The organism is Arthrobacter sp. Marseille-P9274 (genome assembly GCF_946892675.1).
Lineage (GTDB): Bacteria > Actinomycetota > Actinomycetes > Actinomycetales > Micrococcaceae > Crystallibacter.
The window spans coordinates 524,738-548,129 of the sequence record NZ_CAMPOV010000001.1; the positions used below are offsets into that span (position 1 = coordinate 524,738).

General features: G+C 67.8%; 23 protein-coding genes. 9 read left to right on the forward strand and 14 right to left on the reverse strand.

Annotation, left to right across the window (positions count from 1 at the left end):
* Positions 1-149: 149 nt before the first annotated feature.
* From OC550_RS02385 to OC550_RS02395, 3 genes are read right to left on the reverse strand one after another with little or no spacing between them, the layout of a single operon-like run.
* Positions 150-1,127 (reverse strand): NAD(P)-dependent alcohol dehydrogenase, encoded by a 978-nt coding sequence (locus OC550_RS02385; protein WP_262103702.1) that lies wholly within the window; start codon positions 1,125-1,127, stop codon positions 150-152.
* Entirely contained in the window at positions 1,124-1,357 is a 234-nt protein-coding gene (locus OC550_RS02390) for a helix-turn-helix transcriptional regulator (RefSeq protein WP_262103703.1), read from the reverse strand. The genes OC550_RS02385 and OC550_RS02390 overlap by 4 nt, the downstream gene beginning before the upstream one ends.
* Entirely contained in the window at positions 1,351-1,779 is a 429-nt protein-coding gene (locus tag OC550_RS02395) for a hypothetical protein (RefSeq protein WP_262103704.1), read from the reverse strand. Before OC550_RS02395 ends, OC550_RS02390 begins: the two co-directional genes overlap by 7 nt.
* Before the next feature lie 160 nt (positions 1,780-1,939).
* Between OC550_RS02395 and OC550_RS02400 the strand changes: the two genes are divergently transcribed.
* The 4 genes from OC550_RS02400 (at position 1,940) to OC550_RS02415 (ending at position 5,152) form a co-directional block, all read left to right on the forward strand.
* Positions 1,940-3,079, forward strand: coding sequence for an NAD(P)/FAD-dependent oxidoreductase (locus OC550_RS02400; RefSeq protein ID WP_262103705.1), 1,140 nt, complete (start codon positions 1,940-1,942; stop codon positions 3,077-3,079).
* Entirely contained in the window at positions 3,076-3,942 is an 867-nt protein-coding gene (gene purU, locus OC550_RS02405; RefSeq protein WP_262103706.1) for a formyltetrahydrofolate deformylase, read from the forward strand. Before OC550_RS02400 ends, purU begins: the two co-directional genes overlap by 4 nt.
* Before the next feature lie 86 nt (positions 3,943-4,028).
* The gene (locus OC550_RS02410; RefSeq protein ID WP_262103707.1) at positions 4,029-4,598 is read left to right on the forward strand and encodes a class I SAM-dependent methyltransferase; all 570 of its coding nucleotides are present in this window, start codon (positions 4,029-4,031) and stop codon (positions 4,596-4,598) included.
* Positions 4,599-4,633: 35 nt separating this feature from the next.
* A complete protein-coding gene (locus tag OC550_RS02415; RefSeq protein WP_262103708.1) occupies positions 4,634-5,152 on the forward strand; it encodes a gamma carbonic anhydrase family protein in 519 nt (172 codons plus the stop codon).
* Between the two features lie 115 nt (positions 5,153-5,267).
* On the opposite strand, the gene OC550_RS02420 is transcribed toward OC550_RS02415, so the two are convergent.
* Positions 5,268-5,855 carry a hypothetical protein gene (locus tag OC550_RS02420; protein WP_262103709.1) on the reverse strand — a complete coding sequence of 196 codons (588 nt, stop codon included), beginning with the start codon at positions 5,853-5,855 and terminating at the stop codon, positions 5,268-5,270.
* Between the two features lie 132 nt (positions 5,856-5,987).
* Between OC550_RS02420 and OC550_RS02425 the strand changes: the two genes are divergently transcribed.
* Positions 5,988-7,073 carry a Gfo/Idh/MocA family protein gene (locus tag OC550_RS02425; protein ID WP_262106231.1) on the forward strand — a complete coding sequence of 362 codons (1,086 nt, stop codon included), beginning with the start codon at positions 5,988-5,990 and terminating at the stop codon, positions 7,071-7,073.
* 140 nt (positions 7,074-7,213) lie between these two features.
* Here OC550_RS02425 and OC550_RS02430 read toward each other — a convergent pair whose 3' ends face one another.
* Positions 7,214-8,581 carry a hypothetical protein gene (locus tag OC550_RS02430; protein ID WP_262103710.1) on the reverse strand — a complete coding sequence of 456 codons (1,368 nt, stop codon included), beginning with the start codon at positions 8,579-8,581 and terminating at the stop codon, positions 7,214-7,216.
* A gap of 86 nt (positions 8,582-8,667) precedes the next feature.
* Positions 8,668-9,741 (reverse strand): hypothetical protein, encoded by a 1,074-nt coding sequence (locus tag OC550_RS02435; protein ID WP_262103711.1) that lies wholly within the window; start codon positions 9,739-9,741, stop codon positions 8,668-8,670.
* 294 nt (positions 9,742-10,035) lie between these two features.
* On the opposite strand from OC550_RS02435, the gene OC550_RS02440 reads away from it, so the two are divergent.
* Positions 10,036-10,491 (forward strand): Hsp20/alpha crystallin family protein, encoded by a 456-nt coding sequence (locus tag OC550_RS02440; RefSeq protein WP_262103712.1) that lies wholly within the window; start codon positions 10,036-10,038, stop codon positions 10,489-10,491.
* A 134-nt stretch (positions 10,492-10,625) separates the two neighbouring features.
* Positions 10,626-12,107 carry a glutamate--cysteine ligase gene (locus OC550_RS02445; protein ID WP_262103713.1) on the forward strand — a complete coding sequence of 494 codons (1,482 nt, stop codon included), beginning with the start codon at positions 10,626-10,628 and terminating at the stop codon, positions 12,105-12,107.
* A gap of 68 nt (positions 12,108-12,175) precedes the next feature.
* On the opposite strand, the gene OC550_RS02450 is transcribed toward OC550_RS02445, so the two are convergent.
* From OC550_RS02450 to OC550_RS02465, 4 genes are all read right to left on the reverse strand, one after another.
* On the reverse strand, positions 12,176-13,168 hold the full coding sequence (locus OC550_RS02450) for a bile acid:sodium symporter family protein (RefSeq protein ID WP_262103714.1): 993 nt from the start codon (positions 13,166-13,168) through the stop codon (positions 12,176-12,178).
* Positions 13,169-13,310: 142 nt separating this feature from the next.
* Complete coding sequence (locus OC550_RS02455) at positions 13,311-15,530, reverse strand: NADP-dependent isocitrate dehydrogenase (RefSeq protein WP_262103715.1); 2,220 nt, start codon at positions 15,528-15,530, stop codon at positions 13,311-13,313.
* Between the two features lie 79 nt (positions 15,531-15,609).
* On the reverse strand, positions 15,610-17,277 hold the full coding sequence (purH, locus tag OC550_RS02460; RefSeq protein WP_262103716.1) for a bifunctional phosphoribosylaminoimidazolecarboxamide formyltransferase/IMP cyclohydrolase: 1,668 nt from the start codon (positions 17,275-17,277) through the stop codon (positions 15,610-15,612).
* Positions 17,278-17,384: 107 nt separating this feature from the next.
* Positions 17,385-17,783 (reverse strand): hypothetical protein, encoded by a 399-nt coding sequence (locus OC550_RS02465; protein ID WP_262103717.1) that lies wholly within the window; start codon positions 17,781-17,783, stop codon positions 17,385-17,387.
* A 164-nt stretch (positions 17,784-17,947) separates the two neighbouring features.
* Between OC550_RS02465 and OC550_RS02470 the strand changes: the two genes are divergently transcribed.
* The gene (locus OC550_RS02470; protein ID WP_262103718.1) at positions 17,948-19,300 is read left to right on the forward strand and encodes an MFS transporter; all 1,353 of its coding nucleotides are present in this window, start codon (positions 17,948-17,950) and stop codon (positions 19,298-19,300) included.
* On the opposite strand, the gene OC550_RS02475 is transcribed toward OC550_RS02470, so the two are convergent.
* The 3 genes from OC550_RS02475 to purN form a co-directional block, all read right to left on the reverse strand.
* Positions 19,301-20,158 (reverse strand): PKD domain-containing protein, encoded by an 858-nt coding sequence (locus tag OC550_RS02475; RefSeq protein WP_262103719.1) that lies wholly within the window; start codon positions 20,156-20,158, stop codon positions 19,301-19,303.
* A gap of 29 nt (positions 20,159-20,187) precedes the next feature.
* Complete coding sequence (locus tag OC550_RS02480; RefSeq protein ID WP_262103720.1) at positions 20,188-20,844, reverse strand: DUF6318 family protein; 657 nt, start codon at positions 20,842-20,844, stop codon at positions 20,188-20,190.
* 135 nt (positions 20,845-20,979) lie between these two features.
* On the reverse strand, positions 20,980-21,549 hold the full coding sequence (gene purN / locus OC550_RS02485) for a phosphoribosylglycinamide formyltransferase (RefSeq protein WP_262103721.1): 570 nt from the start codon (positions 21,547-21,549) through the stop codon (positions 20,980-20,982).
* Positions 21,550-21,590: 41 nt separating this feature from the next.
* Here purN and OC550_RS02490 point away from each other — a divergent pair, with 41 nt between their 5' ends.
* Positions 21,591-22,007 carry a hypothetical protein gene (locus OC550_RS02490; protein WP_262103722.1) on the forward strand — a complete coding sequence of 139 codons (417 nt, stop codon included), beginning with the start codon at positions 21,591-21,593 and terminating at the stop codon, positions 22,005-22,007.
* Positions 22,008-22,013: 6 nt separating this feature from the next.
* On the opposite strand, the gene OC550_RS02495 is transcribed toward OC550_RS02490, so the two are convergent.
* On the reverse strand, positions 22,014-23,324 hold the full coding sequence (locus OC550_RS02495) for a DUF6350 family protein (protein WP_262103723.1): 1,311 nt from the start codon (positions 23,322-23,324) through the stop codon (positions 22,014-22,016).
* Positions 23,325-23,392: the final 68 nt, after the last annotated feature.

A 23,392-nucleotide genomic window follows, 5' to 3' on the forward strand; every position in this document is an offset into this window, starting at 1 on the left:
TGATCCATGTCACGGGCGCGCAATCATGACCGGCCGGACATGACCCTCGGCCCAGGCGTGCGATCCGTGGTCTGCGCTGTGCCGGCTTGCGGTTGCCCGCCGGCCGCCGCTTCCTGATGGTGCCCCATCTAACGCCAGTCGCGGCGTTCTCATCCTACCGCTATCACCACTTTGCCCTGCACCTGCCCGGCACGAAGCCGGCCGATGGCCGCCGAAACCTCGCCCAGCGGATACACGCGGTCCACCGCGGGCGCCAGCTTGCCGGATTCGATCAGGTCCTTCAAGTCCTTCAGGTCCTGCCTGCCCTCTGCCGACATGAGGATGCGCAGCTTCCGGCGGGAGAACGGCGAGAGCAGCAGCGCCCGCAACTGCCGATCGACGCCGCCGAGGATGCGTCCGCCGCCTTCACCCCCGGCAATGACGAGCGTTCCCCCGGGCGCCAGCGCGCGGCCGAGCCGGCGCAGCGCGCTGTTGCCGGCGATGTCCAGGATGAGGTCGTAGCGCCCCGTGCCGTCGGCGAAGTCCTCGCGCGCGTAATCGATGACCCGGTCCGCCCCGAGGGAGCGAACCAGCTCCGCTTTGGACGCGCTGCACACCCCGGTGACCTCGGCACCCCAGGCCTTGGCCAGCTGTACCGCGAAGGTGCCCACGCCGCCGCCGGCGCCGATGATCAGCACGGCCTGCCCCGGCCGCAGCTGCCCGGCGTCGCGGAGGCCATGCAGGGCGGCGCAGCCGGAGACAGGCACCGCCGCCGCCACCGAGAAACCGAGGTTCACGGGTTTGAGCTCGAGCCGGTCCTCGCTTGTACTCGTAAACTCGGCATAGGTCCCGGTCAGCGAGGTGCCGAAGACCTCGTCGCCGGGACGGAACCGTGTGACGTTGCGGCCCACCTCCGCCACCACGCCGGCGACATCGCGGCCGCGGACCCGCAGCTTGGGACCGCGGAGCCCGAAACCGAACAGCCGCAGCAGGTAAGGCCGTCCCGCCATGAGATGCCAGACACCGGCGTCGACTCCGGCCGCACGAACCTGCACCAGGACCTCGTTGTCCCCCGGCTCGGGCCTGCCGACGTCCTCCACCCGCAGCACCTCGGACTCGCCGTATGCATCCTGCACGATCGCCTTCATGATGCCTCCCCCTCTTCAACCGGATACTGGAACACTTCGTCGAGCGGGACCCCGAAGACCCGCGCAATCTGGAAGGCCATCTCGAGCGAGGGCGAATAGCGGCCCTGTTCGATGGCGATCACGGTCTGGCGGGTCACTCCGATCCGCTCCGCCAGTTCGGCCTGGGTCATCTCGCCGCTGGCGAACCGCAGCCGCCGGATCTCGTTCCTGACCTTCGTCGGCTTCACCACGCCGGCAGGCCCCTGCGGTAGGCGGCCAGTTTCGCCACGGAGGCGCATGCCGCCGAGAGGCCGAACGCGAGGTAGACCGTGTTGGCGATCCAGAAGTGCGGCGCTTCCGCCATCGCCATGATGAGCGCACCCACGCCGCCGACGACCAGGAACGACTGCCCGACGTACTCGCCGAACCTGTAGATCTCCCGGTCCCGCTGGTCCTTCCGCGGCGTACCCCTCATCAGCAGCATTCCGGAGAGAATGTTCAGCAGGATCCCTCCGGCGATGGCTCCGCCGATGCTCCACAGCATGGCGCCCACGTAAGGCACTTCGCTGAGCGGCATCGAGGCCGACCTGGTGAAAATAACGACGGCGTATGCGCCGTAAGCGGCGATGGTCACCACCAGCATGATCCAGGCGCTTCGTTCCTCCGAACCCATTTCCGTGCTCCCCCCCTAGGCCTTGATGTAAAAAATAGCTGACATGAGGTCAAGAATCAATGACTTTTTTCGCAGGGGCCCAATCGGCCGGAATATCGCGGACCAACGGCCGGTTGAACCCATTAGTTGACAGTTCAACATTTATGGAAAGGTCGAACGGATGGAATCTGCGGGAACAGCAGGCGCAACCGCCGTGGCGGACACGCGCGGAGGGCCGCTCGACGTCGTCGTCATTGGCGCGGGCCAGGCCGGCCTGAGCGCCGCTTACTACCTGCAGCACCGCGGGCTTCGGCCGGAACGCGACTTCGTGGTGCTCGATGCCAACGAAGGACCCGGCGGCGCCTGGCGCCACCGCTGGCCGTCGCTCACCTTCGACGCCGCGCACGGACTCCACGACCTCCCGGGACTCCCGCTCGGGGTACCGGACCCCAAGGAACCGGCCTCCGCCGTCGTTAGCCGCTACTACGGAAGCTACGAGCAGCAGTACGGCCTCCCCGTGCAGCGGCCGGTTCGGGTGGCGCGGATCGACGACGGGCCGGACGGATTGCTCATGGTGACCGCGGCCTCCGGCGAGACCTGGCTGACCCGCACCGTGGTCAGCGGCACCGGCACCTGGGACCGCCCGTACTGGCCCTACTACCCCGGCCGCGAGGCCTTCGCGGGCCGCCAGCTGCACACCCATGACTTCCGGTCCGCGGAGGAATTCCGCGGCCAGCGCGTGCTGGTGGTCGGCGGCGGCACGTCGGCGCTGCAGTTCCTGCTCCAGCTGGACGCCGCGGGTGCAACGACGTTCTGGTCCACCCGCCGGGCCCCTGACTTCACCGCCACCCCGTTCGACGCCGAGTGGGGCGTCGACGTGGAGCGCCGCGTCAACGAACGCACCCGCGCCGGCCTGCCGCCGCTGAGCGTCGTGGCCGCCACCGGGCTGCCGCTGACCGAGACGTACCGCGCCGGTATCGAGGCCGGCGTGCTGGTCTCCCGCGGCAAGCTAAGCCGAATCACGGAGAATGCCGTGGTGTTTGCGGACGGCTCGCGCGAAGAGGTGGACGTGATCCTGTGGGCCACTGGCTTCCGCGCCTCGCTGGATCATCTGGCCCAGCTGCAGCTGCGCGAGCCTGGCGGCGGAATCCTGATGGCGCCGGACGCCGTGTCCGTGGTGCGCGAGCCCCGGCTGTTCCTGGTCGGCTACGGTTCCTCCGCGTCCACAGTGGGGGCGACCCGAGCCGGCCGCGCCGGGGCCGCGGCGGCACTGCGCAGGCTCAAGGCGGACGTTGACCGCAGGGTAACCTTGTCTGCGTGACTGACGCCGCCCCGGATACCCGGATCGCCTACAATCTGACCCTTTCCTGCGCCGACCAGCCCGGCATTGTCCACGCCGTGTCCGGAGCCCTCGTGCAGGCCGGCTGCAACATCGTGGATTCGCAGCAGTACGGCAGCCCCGCCTCCGGCCGGTTCTTCATGCGCGTCGCGGTAGCTTCGGACCGGACTCGGGCGGAACTCGAACGCCGGCTTGGCCCCGTCGCCGAGTCCTACGGCATGGACTGGAGCCTGGACCCGCAGGGCGCCAAGATGCGCACGCTCGTGATGGCGTCGAAGTCCGGGCACTGCCTCAATGACCTGCTGTTCCGCCAGCGCTCCGGAACGCTGCCCATCGAGATCCCGGCGATCGTCTCCAACCACACGGAACTGGCCGGCCTGGCGGATTTCTACGGCATCCCGTTCCACCACATCCCTGTTACTCCCGAGACCAAGGCCAGCGCGGAGCAGGACCTGCTGGATCTCGTCGCGGAGCACAACGTCGAGCTGGTGGTCCTGGCACGCTACATGCAGGTGCTCAGCAACGACCTCTGCCGCAAGCTCGAGGGCAAGGCCATCAACATCCACCACTCATTCCTGCCGTCCTTCAAGGGCGCCCGACCCTACCACCAGGCCCACGACCGCGGCGTCAAGCTGATCGGCGCCACCGCGCACTACGTGACGGCGGACCTCGACGAGGGGCCGATCATCGAGCAGGAAGTCATCCGCGTGGACCACTCCCGGTCGGCCCGGCAGTTTGTCACCATGGGCGAAGCGGTCGAGGCGCGCACGCTTGCCCAGGCGGTGCAGTGGCACGCCGAGCACCGCGTGCTGCTGGACGGCCACCGCACCGTCATCTTCAACTGACGACGGCGGAGGCCGACCGCGCGGGTTCCCGCGCCTTTTCGGGGCCCGGCCTTCTGGTCCGCTCGGACTCCGCGTAGGGTCGGACCATGGGCAACCCGGGAAACGAGCCGGATCGGGATCCGGACCGCGATGCCAAGCGGGACGAGTTCATCCGGCGGCTGACCAGCGAGCACCGGCACCAACTGCTCGAGATCGGGTGCGGCACCGGCGAAGACGGTCTGGCTTTCAAGGCCGCCGGCATCAACTACACGGGAGTCGATCGCTCCGAGGCACATGTCCGGGCCGCCCGCGCCAGGCATCTGGAAGCATCGGTCGCCGCCCCGGATTCACTGCCGTTCGCCGACCGGACTTTCGACGCCGCCTGGTGCATGGGCACGCTGACCCACGTCTCGAACACCGAGCTCTACGGGGTGCTGGACGAGTTCCTGCGCGTGCTCAAACCCGGGGCGCCGCTGGCGGTGGGGCTCCGCTCCGGCGAGGACGAGGAACGACTGGACCTGGTGGACGGCTACGCCACTCGCCGCTTCTCCAGCCTCCGCTCCGACGAAACGGTGCTGAGCCTCTTCGAGCCGCACGGCAGCGTCAAGGACTTCACCACCTGGGAGTCCCCCGGCCACCCCGGCCATTTCCAGTACTTCATCCTCGCGAAGTTCTGACCGGGCGCCGCCGCGAAAGCCAGTAGGGTGGTGCCATGGCTCACATCATCACCATTGCCGGGCAGACCCCGGCCGCAGATCCGTCCGCCTTCCTCGCGCCCACCGCCGTCCTGAGCGGCGACGTAGAGCTGGCCGCCGGCGCCAGCGCCTTCTACGGCGTGTCCGTCCGCGGCGACTCCGCCCCGATCCGCGTCGGCGAAGGCACCAACCTGCAGGACAACGTGGTGCTGCACGCGGACGCCGGGTTCCCGTGCACCGTCGGCGCGGGAGTCAGCGTGGGCCACTCCGCGGTCGTCCACGGCTGCACCGTCGGGGACAATTGCCTGATCGGCATGAGCGCCACCATCATGAACGGCGCCGTCGTGGGCGAGGGCTCCCTGGTGGCGGCCGGCGCCGTGGTGCTGGAGGGCACGCAGATTCCGCCGCGCTCCCTGGTGGCCGGAGTTCCGGCCAAGGTACGCCGGGAACTAAATGATGACGAGTACCAGTCGGTCCTAGACAATGCGTCCCATTACGTGGAGCTGGCCAAGCTGCACCGCGAAGCCGCCTCCTGACCGTTGCCCGCCCCTCTCCTTCGGCCGGGCCAGCGGTCCGGCCGGGTGGGCACAGAACGGCGCCGCAGCCCCGCCACTAAAGGCCGGACTGCGGCGCCGCCGATAAGCCTTTCGGTCAGCGCTCCCGCGGACGCTGGTCGCCGACGTCGCCCTCCGGTGCCACATGGCGGCCCTCATCACCGCGGTCGGCGTCACGAACCACGCCCCGGTCGGCTTCACTGGTAGCGCCGCGGTCGGCATCGGTGCTAACGCCGCGGTCGGCGTCGGTGGTAGCGCCGCGGTCGTAATCAGCCGCGCCCGCGGTCCGGTCCCCGCGGGCCCGCTTGTCCGTATTGACGTCCGGGTCCAGCTCGTCGGCTTCGCGCAGCCTGCCCTGGGCCTGCTCCCGAATGCCCTTGGCGTCCTCGGCCCGCGCCTCGGCTTCCCTGCGCATCCGTTCCGCCTCCATACGCGCGCGCTCCGCCTCGATGTCGGCCTGTTCGGCATCCACCTTGACGCGCTGGGCCTGGGCCTCGCGCTCGCGCGCCCCCAGTTCCGTGGCCTGGGCGGCCTGGCGCAGATCGGCGGCCTTGCGGCGGTCGGCCTCCTGCCGCTCGAGGACCTTGGCCTTATTCCGCTTGCTGGCAAGGTAGGCGATCAGGCCGATGATGATGAGCAGCACGACAACCGCTACGACTATCCAGATAATTGTTGAAGAATCCATGGGTATTGCGCCTCTTCCTGCTGGACGGGAACCTCAGCGTACTTACTTTTGTATCACTGCTTGCTCCCCCGGCATAGGGAACGCGCACAATGGACGATGCCGTGCTGAGCAGGAATGATGGTGCGCATGACTATGCCACCGCGGATCATCACACCGCCCTGCGCCGAGCCGGGGGCGCCTAGTCCGCTGCAGGCCACCGGTCGCCCGCTGCGCTGGGGCGTCGTCTCCACGGGCAGGATCGCCGGCAAGGTCAGCGGGGACCTGGCCCTGCTCGAAGATGCCGTCCTGCAGGCCGTCAGCTCGCGCGTCGAGGCCAACGCCCGCGCCTTTGCGGACCGGCTCGGTTTCGCCACGTCCTATTTCGACGGCGCCGCCGGGAAGGGTTATGACCAGCTCTTCGCGGATCCGGACGTCGACGTCGTCTACGTCGCCACCCCGCACGGCCAGCACTACGAAATCGCGAAGCTGGCCCTGGAAGCCGGCAAGCACGTGCTGTGCGAAAAGTCGCTGACCATCAACGCCCGCGAGGCCCTGGAACTGGCCGAACTGGCCCGTGCTAGGAACCTGTTCCTGATGGAGGCCGTCTGGACCCGCTTCCTGCCCGTCATCCACCGCGCCTGGGACATCGCCCATTCCGGCGAGCTGGGCGACCTCGAGTGGCTGCAGGCGGACCTCGGCTTCCCGGCCCCGTACGACGCTGCCTCCCGGCTCTGGAATCCCGCGGCCGGCGGCGGAGCGCTGCTGGACGTGACCGTCTACCCGCTGACCTGGGCGCTGGGCATCTTTGGCTTCCCGCGGACGGTCCTGGCCAGCGGCCATCTTAACGACGACGGCGTGGACGCCCAGAACGCCCTGACGCTCACGTACGGCTCGGGCGCCCAAGCCCAACTGACGTCGTCGTTGGTGGCCTCCTCCCCGAGGACGGCCACGGTCTGCGGAAGCGCCGGCTGGCTGCGCTCGGGCGCGCCGCTGCACCACCCCACCGAGCTGACCATCCACCGGCACACCGGCGGCCAGCGGACAGAGCAGTTCGGCCGGATCGGCCAGAACTACGTGTACGAGCTACGCGAAGTGACCCGCTGCATCCAGGAGGGGCTGACGGAGAGCCCCACGATGCCGTTGGAGGACACGCTCAACACGATGCGGCTCTTCGACGGGGTCCGGGCGCAGATCGGCGTCAGCTACGCCAACGACAAGGCCGTCCCGGTCCTGGACTAGACGACCCGGCTCCCGGCCCGCGCCACGCCGTACATGACCGAGCCGCCGGTCCGCAGCCCAGCTGGGCAGGCCAGCCGCACGGCCCTTCCGCCCCGGGAGATGGCCCGGGACGGAGGGCCGCGCGGCCGCCTATCGCGCGGTTATTGGACCGGCAACCTTTGGGTCCGAACCCGGGACAGGGATACCCATGCCCCGGCCACGATCAGCAACAGGCCGGACCACAGAAGCTGCCCGGTCGACCAGCCCGTCTCTGCCAGTCTTTCGCTGCCCTGGGCATCACCGCCCGCTGCCGGAGCGGCACTTGCGGCCACCAGCGAGCGATCGGCCGAGGCGGCAGCAACAACCGGAGCAACGCCCGAGCCGGCGGACGCAGTGCTCGAACCGGCGGACGCAGTGCCCGAACCGGCGGACGCAGCGCCCGCATCCCCGGCTACGGCGCTGATGCCCATAGTCGCTTCGCGGTCACTGTCACCGGACGGGGTTGCGCCCTCGGCAGCAGCACGGCCTTCTTCACCGAACTGCGGGCCGCTGCCGGCCGGGGCTTCCCAGCCGGTCGTGCTTTCCTCGCCCGCGCCGTTTCCGCTGTCACCTCCGGTTGAACCGGCGCCGTCGCTTGCGGTGCCGTCGCCCGCTGCAGCCCCGCCGCACCCGCTTGCCGAGGCGGATCCGCCCAGCGCGAGCGCGGCATCGAGGCAGATGTCGGCTGCGAGACCGAGCCCATCGGCGGAGGACAGGCTGCCGTCACCGGCGCCCACCTCCGCTGCGACATCCGCAGCTAGTTCAGCCACAGTCTCCCCAGTTGCACCCGATGCGGCATCGGCATTGGGTGACACGTCGGCCGTGGCGTCAGTCACGGCGGCTTCGGTACCACTGAGAACCACGTCGACCTCCGCGGCAACGTCCGCCGCAACGCCTTCCGTGGCGTCGGACGCCTCCTCCACGGATCCCAGGGCCACGTCGACGTCGGCCACGGCATCGGCCGCGCCGCCATCGACAGCAGATCCCTGGGCTCCCAAGGCGGCGTCGGCATCTACCACTGCCTCGGCCGTAGCAGCCGTCGGATCTCCCGCACCGATCAACGTGACGTCAGCATCGGCCGCCGCGTCCGCGGCAGCCTCGGCCACCGGCTCGGCGGCAACAGCATGGCCGGCTCCACCCACCTTGACATCCGCATCGGCATCGACAACCACATCGGCTATCGGCTGCGTCTCCTCGGTCGGCGCGGGCTCGCCATCGGCCAGGACCTGCACTTCGATCGGGACGTCGGCCGTCGCATCAAGGCCGAGGACTTCGGCGTCGAGGTCGATGTAAGCGGTGGCATCCGCCACGGCGTCGGACGAGAGGACCTCGACGTCGGCGGCAGCGTCTGCCTCCACGGACACGGCATTGTCCGTCACTAGAATTTCGGGTGGTTCGGTTTCGGCGGCCGAAGCCGCGGCTGTTCCGAGGACCAACAGTCCTCCGCTCAGAGCGACGCCGCACAGCGTCGTCCGCATTATTGCTCGCATGATTGTCCTTCTCCTGATTGAGTCTGTGCCGGCTGTGTCAGCCGGCCGGTCCGCCCGCCGCTCACATGGGAGCGGCACGGACGGCATCAATCAGGTGAAGAACCGGGACTTTGCGAAGGAGAGGATGGCAGGGTCCAGCCACCAGTCGGCAGGACGTGGACGAGCAGCCGGGGGTCAAGCCCAGTGCCGGGCGCGATATCGGCAGGCGCAGAACCGGACGCCGGCCCTGCTCCGGCCAGGGCTCCCGAAGGACCGGCGGCAGGCAGGGCGGGCTGCACCGGATGGGCAGGACGCTGGGACTCCGCGGGCGGAACGGTCCCGGCGTTTGCAGCGGCATCACGCAGCACGCTTCCGCCCTCATAGACGGAGGCAACCGGCGAAACGATGCCTGGCCCTGCGACGTTAAATAGCGCGGTGGCAGACGCCTCGGGCGTTCCCTTCCCCAATTCCGGCGCGGCCGTGACGCTCAAATCAGCGGAAGCGGTCGGCCCCTTGGAAAGGACCTCGACAACCGGCTCCACCTGCTGCGGAGCGGGGCTGTCCGCTGAAGGGGCGGAGGCCGCTCCACCGGTTGCCGATTCAAGGGATTCTTCGATCGGGGCGACCGCGCGGTCGAGCTGCCCGGCCACCGACTCGACGCTGCCACCGGCAGACGCAAGGACGGGCCGGGCTGCCTCAAGAGCAGGCTGCGCGACGTCGGAAACCACTTCCGTGACGGCTCCTGTTACGGGGCGGACGGCTTGGAGCACGGGTCGGGAGACCGCGTCCACCGGCTCGGCGAGCGCAGCAATGGTGGGTTGAGCCATTTGACCCACCGGTTCGGCGACCGTGGCGGTGATGGGATGGGCCGTCTGGCCCGCGGGCTCGAACACGGCAGCCGCGGCCGGCACGGCAGACGCCGTTGCCTTATCCAGCAAGGGCTGGGCGGCCCCGGCTACAGGCACGGCCGCCTCCGCCACCGGCGACGCCGCGCGGTCAACCTCCTGCACCGGCTCGGCGGCATGCGCGCCGGCCTCGGAGGCCGGCACTTCCACAGCTTCGGTAACGGTCGCGATCGCTCCGCCGAGTCCGCCGGGTTCATCCCCAGCGGCCTGCGCCGCGGAAACACCCAGCAGCGCGAGCCCAACGGTTGCGCCGGAGATCAGCAGGGCACGGCGCATGAGGCAGCAAACCTGATCCAATGAGCCAAGGCCCATGGAAACCACCCCCGCGGTCTGCCGGATAAACGATCCATGAAACAGATTACGACCGTCAACACGGGGCGTCTACGGCAGGCCGCTGATTGCCCGCCCTCCCCATCTTCCAGTCGGCTCCCCTGTTCGCTCTGGGCAATCATCCGGACGCTTGGCACTCGCAGCGCGGAGTGCTAATTTAGAATTGTAGTTGAGTCAAAGACGCTCAACTATCCTCATGGATTAGCCCGCAAGGACAACGAACTACAGGAGTTGATAGTGATGGCTGCTCGATTCGACCCGTTCCGCGAAATCGACCGCGTGGCCGGTGCCCTCTTCGAAAACCGCTCGGGCCTGCGCCTGATGCCGATGGATCTCTACCGCGACGGGGACCATTACGTCCTTAACGCAGACCTGCCCGGCATCGATCCGGGCTCGGTCGACATCGACGTCGACGGACAGCTGCTGACCATCCGCGCCGAACGGACCCTGCGGGGTCCCGACAGCGGCGTCAAGTGGCTGACCAGGGAGCGCGAGGGCGGGTCCTTCCTCCGCCAGTTGAACCTCGGCCAGGGGATCGACATCGACGCGATCACGGCGCACTACGAGAACGGCGTGCTCTCCGTGACCATCCCGGTCAGCGAGCGGGCCAAGCCGCGCAAGATCGAGGTGGTCAGCGCGCCGGCCGACCGTGCTGTGGAAGCCGGCGGCGCCGAGCAGAAGCCGGCCGACGCCTAATCCGTCCAATCCGCTGACCGACCCGATAACGACGACGGGGTGCGCCTTCCGCACGGAAGGCGCGTCCCGTCGTCGTACGCGTCCTGATGCCACCTGTGCTGTACAACGGCGGGACGCAGTGATTACCTTCAACCATGGGCGCAGAAGTCAAGACCAAGACCTTCACCCGCGAACAAAGGACCCGCTACCGGGAGCGGCTGCTCGAGAACCTGGAAACCTTCGCCGACTACCTCTCCACAGGCACTTTCGCCCACACCGGCACGATCGGCCTGGAGCTGGAGCTGAACCTCACCAACGCTGACTGCTCCCCCGCCCTGCGCAATTCCGACGTGCTGGAAGCGATCGCCGACCCGTCCTTCCAGACCGAGATCGGCGCATTCAACATCGAAATGAACCACCCGGCGCTCTCGGTTTCCGGGGCCGGGCTCAAGGAACTCGAGGACGGGCTGCGCCGGCAGCTGAACCGCGCCGAGGAGCGGGCCGCGGCGGTCCGCGCACAGATCCTGATGATCGGCATCCTGCCCACGCTGAAGCAGGACCTGGTGGAGGACATGTCCTGGCTCAGCCCGGGCAAGCGCTATGCCGCCCTGAACACCTCCGTGCTGCAGGCCCGCGGCGAGGATGTGCTGATGGACCTGCGCGGCCTGGAGTCGGTGTCCTTCTACGCCAAGAACATCGCGCCGGAGGCCGCGTGCACCAGCGTGCAGCTGCACGTCCAGCTGGAGCCGGCGGAGTTCGCCCCGGTCTGGAACGCGGCGCAGGTCATCGCCGGCCCGCAGGTCGCGCTGGCGGCGAATTCGCCGATCTTCATGGAGAAGCTGCTCTGGCACGAGACGCGGATCGAGGTATTCAAGCAGGCCATCGACACCCGGCCGCCCGAAATGCGCAACCAGGGCGTGCGGCCGCGGGTGTGGTTCGGGGAACGGTGGATCACCTCGATCTTCGATCTGTTCGAGGAGAACGTGCGGTACTTCCCGTCGCTGCTCCCCGAGCTCTCCCGCACAACCGGCCGCCAGGCCCGCGGCGGGGCGCCGCTGCTGCCGGAGCTGCGGCTGCACAACGGGACGGTGTACCGCTGGAACCGCCCCATCTACGACCCGAGCGGGGACCTGCCGCACCTGCGGCTGGAGAACCGTCTGCTGCCGGCCGGCCCGACCGTGCTGGACACCGTGGCCAACGCGGCGTTCTTCTTCGGGCTGGTGCGCCGGCTCAGGACCGCCGACCGGCCGCTGTGGTCCCGGCTCGCGTTCAAGAGCGCCGAGGCCAACTTCCTGGCCTGCGCCCGCCACGGGCTCGAGGCCACCGTGTACTGGCCGGGCATCGGCGACCTGCCCGTCGTCGAGCTGATCATCCGTCACCTGCTGCCGCTCGCCGCCGAGGGCCTGGCCGACCTGGGCGTGGATGCCGACCTGATCGAGGAGTACCTTGGGGTGCTGCGGGACCGGGCGCAGTCGGAACAGAACGGCGCCAAGTGGCAGATCGAGACGCTGCAGCGGCTGGAGTCCGACGGCCTGGACCGCGGTGCGGCGCTGGCGCGGCTGACCAGCCTGTATGCCTCCAACATGCACAGCAACCTGCCGGTCCATACCTGGCCCGTCGCCGCTGTCATCGGCTGACCATTGACAGCGGCGGCCGGCACCTTTCCGTGTGAAAGGTGCCGGCCGCCGTCGGACTGGTTCGCGGACTACTTGCTGCTGCGCCGCCAGAAGGCCGCGACGATGGCGCCGGAGACGTTGTGCCAGACCGAGAACACGGCCCCGGGCAGCGCCGCCTCGGGTGCGAAGTAGGTCTTGGCCAGGCCGGCCGCCAGGCCCGAGTTCTGCATCCCGACCTCAACCGCCATCGTGCGGCACGACGGTACCGGCAGGCGGAAGAGCTTGGCGGCACCGTAGCCCAGCAGGTAGCCGCCTGCGTTGTGCAGCACCACGGCCAGCAGGATCAGCAGGCCGGCGCTGAAGATGGCCTCGGCACTGCCGGCCACGACCGCGATGACGACGAAGGTGATGGCCAGGACGGAAACCCACGGCAGCGCGGGGATCACGCGGTCGACCAGGCCGGGGATGAACGTCCGGGCGGCGAGCCCCAGAACCACCGGAATCAGCACGATCTGGACGATGCTCAGCGCCATCGCGCCGGCGTCGACCGGCATGTACTGTCCGGCAAGCCAGAGCGTCAGGAGCGGGGTGAAGACCGGAGCGAGCAGGGTCGAGACGCTCGTCATCGTCACGGAGAGCGCCACGTTGCCCTTGGCCAGGTAGGTCACGACGTTGGACGCCGTGCCGCCGGGCGCGCAGCCGACCAGGATGACGCCGGCTGCGAGGGCCGGCGGCAGCTGGAGCAACAGCGAGACGCCGAGGCCGAGCAGGGGCATGATGACGTACTGCGCCACGACGCCGAGCAGCACCGGCAGCGGCTGTCGGACCACGAGCGCGAAGTCCGGCAGGGTCAGGGTCAGGCCCATTCCGAACATGATCAGCATCAGGGCCGGGTTGATGAAGGCCGCCAGGCCGGTGAAGGGCGAGGGGAAGAACAGCGCCAGCGCGCCGCCGGCGAGGATCAAAAGGGGAAAGAGGGTCACCGCGACGCGTGCGCTGCGTTCTTCGGCGCTGGAGGCGGCCGCCGCGGCAGGATCGGCCGTCCGAACCGCCTGCGGGCGGGAGGAATAGTCAGTTGGCATAACGAGTATCGTTCCAGCCGCATCGCCCGCGGCGTAAATTCATGACCTTGGGCATCGTCCGGTGCCCTCCGCGAACGACGGCGGCCGGCACCTTTCGCGGGGAAAGGTACCGGCCGCCTTCGTTATGGCCTGGCGCGGTCGGTTAGGACAGCGTGGCCAGGATTTCGTTCAGCTTGGCCGAGGGACGCATGACGGCCGCGGCCTTCTCGTCCTCCGGGCGGTAGTAGCCGCCGATTTCGGCCGGGGAACCCTGGGCGCCCAGCAGCTCGGAGTTGATCTGCTCTTCGCTGCCCGTCAGCGCGTCGGCGACCGGGGCGAAGGCGGAGGCCAGCTCGGCGTCCTGGTCCTGCTTGGCCAGTTCCTGTGCCCAGTACTGGGCCAGGTAGTAGTGGCTGCCGCGGTTGTCGATCTCGCCGACCTTACGGCTCGGGGACTTGTTCTCCAGCAGGAAGGTGCCGGTCGCGCGATCCAGCGTGTCGGCGAGGACCTGGGCGCGCTTGTTGCCCGTGGTGGTGGCCAGGTGCTCGAAGCTGACGGCCAGCGCCAGGAACTCGCCGAGGGAATCCCAGCGCAGGTGGTTTTCCTTCAGCAGCTGCTGCACGTGCTTCGGGGCCGAGCCGCCGGCGCCGGTTTCGAAGAGGCCGCCGCCGTTGATCAGCGGGACGATCGAGAGCATCTTGGCGCTGGTGCCCAGCTCGAGGATCGGGAACAGGTCCGTCAGGTAGTCGCGCAGCACGTTGCCGGAGACGGAGATGGTGTCCTCGCCCTTGCGGATGCGTTCCAGGGTGAAGGCGGTGGCCTTGACCGGGGACATGATCTCGATCTGCAGGCCCTCGGTGTCGTGCTCCTTGAGGTATTCCTTGACCTTGGCGATCAGGTTGGCGTCGTGGGCACGCTCTTCGTCCAGCCAGAAAACGGCCGGAGTCTGCGAGGCACGGGCGCGGTTGACGGCGAGCTTGACCCAGTCGCGGACCGGCACGTCCTTGGTCTGGCAGGCGCGCCAGATATCGCCCGGGGCGACCTGGTGCTCGATCAGGACTGCGCCGGAGCCGTCAATGATCTGGACCGTGCCGGCGGTCTGGATCTCGAAGGTCTTGTCGTGGCTGCCGTACTCCTCAGCGGCCTGCGCCATGAGGCCGACGTTCGGCACGGTGCCCATGGTGGTCGGATCGAACGCACCGTTGGCGCGGCAGTCGTCGATGACGACCTGGTAGATCCCCGCGTAGGAGCTGTCCGGCAGGACCGCCAGGGTGTCGGCTTCCTTGCCGTCCGGGCCCCACATGTGGCCGGAGGTGCGGATCATGGCCGGCATGGAGGCGTCCACGATCACGTCCGAGGGCACGTGCAGGTTGGTGATTCCCTTGTCCGAGTCCACCATCGCGAGGGCCGGGCCCTCTTCGTAGCCCTTCTTGATCGCGGCTTCGACGCCTTCGCGGACGTCGGCCGGGAGTTCGGAGAGGCCGTTGAGGATCGAGGCCAGGCCGTTGTTCGGGCTCAGGCCGGCGTCCTCCAGCTGCTCGCCGTACTGGGCGAACAGGTCCGGGAAGTAGGCGCGGACCACGTGGCCGAAGATGATCGGGTCCGAGACCTTCATCATGGTGGCCTTCAGGTGCGCCGAGAGCAGCACGCCCTCTTCCTTGGCGCGGACGACCTGGGCCGCCAGGAACTCGTCGAGCGCGGCGGCGCGCATGACGGTGCCGTCGATGAGCTCGCCGGCCAGTATCGGGAAGGAATCCTTCAGCACCGTGGTGGTGCCGTCCTCGGCGACCAGCTGGATCTTGATCTTGTCGTCAGCCGGGATGACCACGGACTTCTCGTTGGAGCGGAAGTCGTCGGATTCCATGTGGGCGACGTTGGTCTTCGAATCGGCGGACCAGGCGCCCATGCTGTGCGGGTTCTGGCGCGCGTAGTTCTTCACAGACAGCGGGGCGCGGCGGTCCGAGTTGCCCTCGCGCAGCACGGGGTTGACGGCGCTGCCCTTGATCTTGTCGTAGCGGGCGCGGATTTCCTTTTCAACGTCGGAGGACGGGTCATCCGGGTAATCCGGCAGCGCGTAACCCTTGCCCTGGAGTTCGGCGATGGCCGCCTTCAGCTGCGGGATGGAGGCGCTGATGTTCGGCAGCTTGATGATGTTGGCTTCCGGCTTCTTGGCCAGTTCGCCCAGCTCGGCCAGCGCGTCGCTGACCCGCTGCTCCTCGGTGAGGTGGTCGCCGAAGGCGGCGATGATGCGGCCCGACAGCGAAATGTCCCGGGTCTCCACTTCCACACCGGCCTTCGAAGCGAAGGCTTCGACGATCGGCAAGAACGAATAGGTCGCCAGCATGGGCGCTTCGTCAGTGTGGGTATAGATAATCTTGGCCATGAGTGAGGCGTCTCCCTGAACTGTGGGTTTCTATTGGGGTCTCGATATTCAACTTACCCGAGGTGCGGGCGTTGATCTGTCAGTGGAAGAAGTGGCGGGCTCCCGTGAAGTACATGGTGATGCCGGCCGCGTTAGCCGCCGCGACGACTTCCTCGTCCCGCACGGAACCGCCGGGCTGCACCACAGCGCGGACGCCGGCGTCGATCAGGATCTGCAGTCCGTCCGCGAACGGGAAGAAGGCGTCCGAGGCGGCAACAGCACCGCGGGCCCGCTCCGGAGCACCGGCGCCCTCGACGTTGGCCGCGCCGCCGGCTGCGTCAGCGCCGCCGTCGACGGCCACACCCAGGGTGTTGGCCCGCTCCACGGCCAGCTTGCACGAGTCCAGCCGGTTGACCTGCCCCATGCCGATGCCGACGGCGGCGCCGTCATGGGCCAGCAGGATCGCGTTGGACTTGGCAGCCCGCACGGACTTCCAGGCGAAGGCAAGGTCGGCCAGGGTCGACTCGTCCGCGGCCGGACCTGCCGCTAGCGTCCAGTTGGCCGGGGCGTCGCCGTCGGCCTCCAGCGTGTCCGAAACCTGGACCAGCACGCCGCCGGAGACCTGGCGGATTTCGGCCGGGTCGCGCCGGTAGCCTTCGGGCAGCGTCAGCAGCCGGATGTTCTTCTTCCGGGACAGGATCTCCACGGCCTCCGGCTCGAAGTCCGGCGCGATGACGACCTCCGTGAAGATGTCCTTGACCGTGTTGGCCATGCCGGCGGTGATCGTGCGGTTGGCGGCAATCACGCCGCCAAACGCGGAAACCGGATCGCAGGCATGGGCCTTGGCGTGCGCGTCAGCGATCGGGTCCTCGGCGCCCGGCGTCGCCACCGCCACGCCGCAGGGGTTGGCATGCTTGATGATCGCCACCGCGGAGTCGGCATGGTCGAAGGCGGCGCGCAGCGCGGCGTCCGCATCGACGAAGTTGTTGTAGCTCATCGGCTTGCCGTGCAGCTGGTCCGCCTGGGCGATGCCCGGGGTGGCACCGTGCTCGACGTAGAGCGCGGCCGCCTGGTGCGGGTTCTCGCCGTACCGCAGCACCTCGGAGCGCTCCAGCGCCAGGCCGGCGTACGGCGGCCAGGCCTTACCTTCCTCGGTACCGTCGCCGAACTGCGCCGCGGTCCAGCTGGCGACTGCGTTGTCGTACGCAGCGGTGTGCGCAAACGCGGAAGCCGCCAACCGCCGTCGTGCGTTAAGGTCAAAGCCGCCCTCCGCAGCCGCGGTGACAACCTCCGCGTACCTCGAGGGATCAACGACGACGGCGACGCTCGGGTGGTTCTTGGCTGCGGCGCGGACCATCGACGGGCCGCCGATGTCGATCTGCTCGACGACGTCGTCCTCGCCGGCGCCGGACTTCACGGTGTCCACGAACGGGTAGAGGTTCACGACCACGAGGTCGAAGGCCTCGACGCCGAGTTCCTTCAGCTGGGCCACGTGGTCGTCGCGGCGGCGGTCCGCCAGGATGCCGGCGTGGACGCGCGGGTGCAGCGTCTTCACCCGGCCGTCCAGGCACTCCTGGAAGCCGGTCACCTCCGAGACCTCGGTGACGGGCACGCCCGCCTCGGCGATCCGCTTGGCGGTGGAGCCGGTGGACACGATGCTCACGCCGGCCTTGTGCAGACCCTGAGCGAGTTCCTCCAGCCCTGTCTTGTCGTAGACCGAGATCAGGGCCCGGTGGATGGGAACACGGTCAAGCTGCTTCAAGCTCACGCAAACTCCAAAGGTTCTTCAGTAGGGGTTGCGTCCCAGTCTAGTTCACGCGCCCGGCCGCCCCGTGACTGTGAAGCCGGGCAGCCAGGCCGCGCGCAGACGGAGGGCTAGTCCGCCGTCGCCGCGCTGGGAGCTGAAGCGGCGCTCGGAGCCGAAACCGGGGACACCGGGCTCGGACCCGACGGTGCCGTTGCCGCCGTCGGTGCGGATGCCGGGCTGGGCGCCGATACCGGAGAAACCGCGGTCATCGCCGACGCCGGGGATGGGGCCGACGGCGAGGTCGCCGCCGATGCCGCCGTCTTCACCGGATGGTCGGACAGGTCGACTCTTGCCGGGGACATGTTCGTCTCCGCCACGCTGGCCGTATCCAGAACGGCCGCCCGATCCGTGACACTGCCGCCCAGGTCCTCGGGCGCCTCCGGCCCGCCTGCGGCTACCGCTGCCCCGGCGCCGAACGCCAGGGCGGAGAGCGAACCTGTGGCAATCCAGAAACTACGCTTGTTCATGATGTCGAGCCTTCCTCGTGTGTGCGAAGTCCTACTGCACGGAAGTCTGCCGGGGGAAAGTGAGACAATGAGGAGAGGCACATGAGGGCCTTCTCATCATGCAAAAGGCCAAGCCACAGGCGCATTCGGCCTGACGTTCCGCTCCCCCTCCCCCGGAAGGCACCATGACCGAGACCCAACGGCTTCCCACCGGCGACCAGATCGTGCAGGAGCTGCCGTGGCGCTGGAAGGTCCAGGGAAAGATCTTCCTCATCGGCGGCCTCGGCTTCATGTTCGATGCCTGGGACGTGACCCTCAACGGCGTACTCATCCCGCTGCTTTCGGACCACTGGGACCTTCAGCCGTCGCAGGCCGCCTGGATCGGCACCGCGAACCTGATCGGCATGGCCCTCGGCGCCTTCGTGTGGGGCTCCGTCGCCGACCTCATCGGCAGGAAGGTCGCCTTCACCGCCACCCTCCTGGTCTTCTCGATCTTCACCGTCTGCGGCGCGTTCGCCCCCGACATCGTCTGGTTCTGCATCTTCCGCTTCATCGCCGGTTTCGGCCTCGGCGGCTGCGTTCCCGTGGACTACGCCCTCGTCGGCGAATTCACCCCGCGCCGCCAACGCGGCCGGGTGCTGACGGCCATGGACGGCTGGTGGCCCGTCGGGGCAGCCCTGTGCGGCTTCGTCTCAGCCGCCATCATGGCGACCTTCGCCGACTGGCGGTACACCATGCTCATCATGGTCCTGCCCGCCCTGCTCGTCTTCTGGATCCGGCGCTCCGTTCCGGAATCGCCGCTGTACCTGATCAGCAAGGGGCGCGGCGAGGAAGCCCGCAGCATTATCGACGAACTCGTCCGCAAGACCGGCGGCACGGCGACCAACTGGCGGCTGCCGGACCCGGCGGCGGCACCCAAGCTTTCCGTCGGCAACGTCGCCGACCAGCTGCGCGCCGTCTGGCGCTTCAACTGGAAAATTACGACGGCGGCATGGGCCTTGTTCTTCTCCATCCTCCTCGTCTATTACCTGGCATTGACGTGGATGCCCCGCATCCTCATCGAATCCGGCTTCGCCGAAGTCAGAGCCTTCATTACCACCGCAGGCATGGCCGCCGTCGGCCTGCTCGGCGTCATCGTCGCGGCCTACTTCGTCGAAAAGACCGGCCGCAAATGGATCCTCGCCATCACCGGCCCGCTATCAGCACTCACCCTGGTCATCGTTGCCCTCAGTGTCGAAGTCCCGGCCGCAGTCGTTACCTGGCTGCTGATCTACGGCTTCATCGTCCAGATTGCGATCCCGGTTCTCTACGCCTACGTCTCCGAGCTCTATCCCACTGAACTCCGAGGCTCCGGCTTCGGCTGGGCCTCCACGTTCTCCCGCGTCGGCGCCGGCTTCGGGCCGCTCATCTTCGTCTCGGTCATGTGGCCCTACCTCGGCCTCGCAACGTCCTTCGCCATCGCCGCAGCCTTGGTCGTCATCTCCGTCCTCTGGATGGCCAAGTTCGCGCCCGAAACTAAAGGCGCCGAACTCCACTAATCAGCATCCAGCCCCATTCGGATTCTCCAGGCAGTTATCCGCATAGTTGTTGACGACCGACCGCCACACGCTGATCGTGACAGGGGCAGCTGTGAAAGTGCCGGTGCCAGGAATCGGTATTGCCGGGCCGCCATTCACGCTGTACGTTCCGCTAAACGTCGTCGTTAACGAGACGGCGTAGTCTCCAGTGGATTCATAAACGTGACTAGTTGGAGTCGCTTCGCCCCAACGTTCGCGGGGCAAGGGGCCGCCCGGTATCGCCAGGGCTACAGCCGACGAGCCGTCGTCGTAGTCCCACCGATACTCTACGGGTGTCGCCTCGATCTCGATGTCTTGTCCGAGCAGCTCAGTTTCTAGGGTCTGCGACTCGACCGAAGCGTAAACATTCGTGTTAGCACCAATGAGCGTGTGGGGACTCGGTTGAATTTCGATGTCGCCTGCATGTATGGGCAGATTCCGGAACTCGGACAAGATCCGATCGGCGATGTCCTCTAAGACGTCATTTGGATTGGTTGCGTAAACGCACCCGAATTCGTCGTAGGGCGTCCAGCTGTCAATCCCGAGCGATTCACTACGCCAAAGCCACTGGACTGGCCTACCGTCTTCCCCCGCGTCGCATTCGGGCGCCATGGGCAGGCAGTCGATGGCAATGTCTTCGTCTTCTAGGCAGGCAGCCTCAAACTTCCACTGTCGATCATCGGTCAATCCGCCACCCGGAATAAGCGCCCATTGATCGGTGCCCTCGACTAGTTCGTAGTCTTCAATACCAACTCCAGATTCTTGCCAGCGAGGAGGTTTACCCGATTCGACAGCCGTGGCTTGAGACGGCAGCGAGGTGAGACAACTCAACAGAGCCACTGCGATGCCGCTCTTTAGTGAACGCCTCATCATGACTCTGGACGTACGACACCGATATCTTCTACCTTCCAACCGGCCCGAACGTGCTTAGCCATCAGCAAATCAATGGATGCAGCTGTGGCCGGGTCATTTGAAACCTTTGTGCCGCCTTCATAGTTGACCGCAGCGCTGTGGCGGATCTGCACAGGGAGTTGATAAATCTCTGAGGAGTTCGCAGTGAAATTGGTGCTTACTTCCAGAACTTCGACCCTACCGCCCACTGTCCAACTCTTGGCCATGTTCCAGTCCTCAATTCCTTTGAAGACTTCCTCACATCTGGCGCATTTTGCTGATGTGATGGCACGGATTGGCTCAACATCGCCAGACTCATAGGCGTAGTTCAGAAGGGCATACCAATGGCGAGCAAAGGACTCTAGCCCGGCATGAGTCTTTTCTTTGGCGTCCTTAGGCATCTTGGGGAGGGGCACGTTTTCGGCGGGCCCGTCGGCGGAGGCGGGTTTGTAGCTAGGTGTTGCTGTCGGCGTAGGAGCGGGAGTCTCGGCAGCGGCCGAGGGTGCAGGAGATGCCGTGGGGTCCGGCTGGCCTTCGGCGTCCCCGCCACAGGCCGTGAGGGCGAGCGCTGCCGCGGCCAGCAAGGCGCTGGCGGCGAGGCGGCGGGCACGCGGGCGTGCGTCGGTAAGGAACATGTGGCTCAGACCCCCGTTGGTCGGCTGATGAGTCGGTGTTGCCGCCAGTGTAGTCAGACGTTTAAGCGGGCGTGAACCTTATCCACAGGCCTTTGGGGGTCCCGAGGCCAAAATAATTGGAGCTTCGCCCTGGCGTCAGCCGATGCTGGCGCTGAGACTGGCGAGGGTCTCGACGAGGAGTCTGCGCTCTTCGGTCTTGATGCGCTCGTGCAGGGTCTCTTGGGTGTCGTTCTGGAGGACGGGCACTGCGGCCTGGGCCAGGATGGGCCCGGTGTCGACTCCGGAGTCGACGAGATGAACGGTAACGCCGGTGATTTTGACTCCGTGGGCGAGGGCATCGCGGACGCCGTGGGCCCCAGGGAAGGAAGGGAGCAGGGCCGGGTGGGTGTTGACCATGCGTCCTTCGAAGGCGGCCACGAACTCGGCGTCGAGGATCCGCATGAAGCCTGCGAGGAGGACCAGGTCGGGGGCGTAGTCCGTGATGCGGGACTGCAGGGCTCGGTTCCATTCTGCGCGGCTGGCAAAGTCGCCTGGGGCAGCGGTGAAGGTCGCGATGCCGGCCTTCTCCGCCCGCTCGAGTCCGAGGCAGCCCGGCACGTCCGATCCGACGGCGAGGATCTCGGCGTCGAGCTCGCCGCCCTTGACTGCATCGATGACGGCTTGGAGATTGGTGCCGGAACCGGAGACGAGTACCACTATGCGCATGCGGTCAACTTTATGCTCCGGGCTCGCCTAGGCTTAAACCCATGCAACAGCAGACGCGGCCGAGGCCGACCGATGAACAGCTCAAGACGTCCAGCCTCTATCTGCGGATTGTCCTGCTGCTCATGCTGGCCACCTTGCTGGCGTCGTCGCTTCCGCTGCCGTGGAAGGCGGCGGCTGCAGCCATCGCCCTGGTGACGGCGGTCGTTTCGATCGTGGGCCTCGTCAAGGTGGTCCGGGCCGGCCTGCCGGGAACGTTCCGGATCACCTTCGTGCTGGGCCTGATCGCCGCGGGCTTCTTCCTGCTCACCAGCCTGGCCCAGATCGTGTTCTGGCCGGTGACCGCCGACTTCGAGGCCTGCACCAGCGCGGCAGTCACACAGTCGGCGCAGGAGGCCTGCACCAAGGACTATTCAGACCGGCTGATGCAGTACAACAAGATGTTCAATCCGCAGGACTGAAGCCGGTTACTTCTTCTGCGCGGAGGCTTTCGCACGGCGCGGTTCGCGCTCCAGCCACGGTCCCAGGGCATGGCCAATAACGACGCCGAGCGCGACTTCTCCGGCGATCCATAGTCCGGCCCACAGCGGGTTCGGGCCGAGGTCCACCAGGCGGCCGACGCCGAGCGAGCCGCGAGTGAGCCAGAGCAGGCCTGCGGCTGCAGCGCCGGCCACGAGGCCGATGAGCAGCCCGAGCACCACGGTGGACGCCGACGCGGTGAACCAGCGGGAGCGCATCTTGATGGACAGCCACTCGTCGAGGTGGTTCTCCCCCTCGCGCAGGAACCACCAGCCGGCCAGCACCCCGGCCAGCACGGGCAGGGCCAGCGCCACCAGGCCGTAGGTGAGCTCGCCGGTGGGCAGCGCGCCGAGCAGCGGGAACGCCGGCATCGGGCCGACGGTGGTGGCCATCGGGGTGACGGAGCTGCCCGTCCCGACGGCGAAACCTGCACCGCTGGACCAGGCGAGGGTCCAGCCCACGAAGTTCGGCAGGAGGCCCAGTTGGGCCACCGTGAGGACGACACCGCCAATGATGCCGGGGCTCAGCTCCTGGTAGATCTCGAGAACCTCCGCCCAGTGCAGGGCGATGTCCGTGGCCAGCAGCGCCGCGGAGAGGCAGACGGCGGCGGTTGTCGCAAGCAGCCCGGCGCGGATGGCGGCCCAGACGTAGGACCCGGCCCAGCGCGAATGCTGGCTGGTCTTGGCCACCCATGCCGCCGCATCCACGCCGATCAGCCGGCCCCAGGATTTGGCCTCGCGATAGGCGCCGATGATCAGGCCGGCGCCCGCGGGAAGGAGCGGAATCAGGGCGCCGGCGACCAGCGAGATCCGCACCTCGTCGGTCTGCACCAGGTAGGCGGTGGCGCCGCCGACGAACGCGTAGATGCCGAGCGCGCCAAGGAACGCCTGCCAGAGCTGGTCCGTATAGGACGCGCGGGCCAGCCGCCTCCCCGCGCGCCAGCACAGGAAGAACGGCAGCAGGGAGAGCCCCAGCGGGATGAGCGAGAGCGTGCCGTGCTGCGTGTCAGCCGAGCTGGCGCCCATCATGACCTCAAGCTGCAGCGGCACCCCGTGGATCAGCAGCCAGGCCTGGCCGCCCAAGCGCGCCAGGGAATCGAAGCTGCGGTCCTCAAACCCGTCGGCGAACCAGACGCCCACCAGCGGCAGCAGCACCACGATCGCGGAGAGCAGCGCGCTTTGGAAGAGTTCGAAGGCCCCCTGGAGCCAAAGGGGCATGGGCAGTCCGCTCTGGCCGCCCGGTCGCCATGTCAGTTTCATTGCTTCCATGGTGCCAGTTCCCGGCGCCGCCGCCGCTCAGCGACGCGGGCCGGAGCCCATTCCGACCA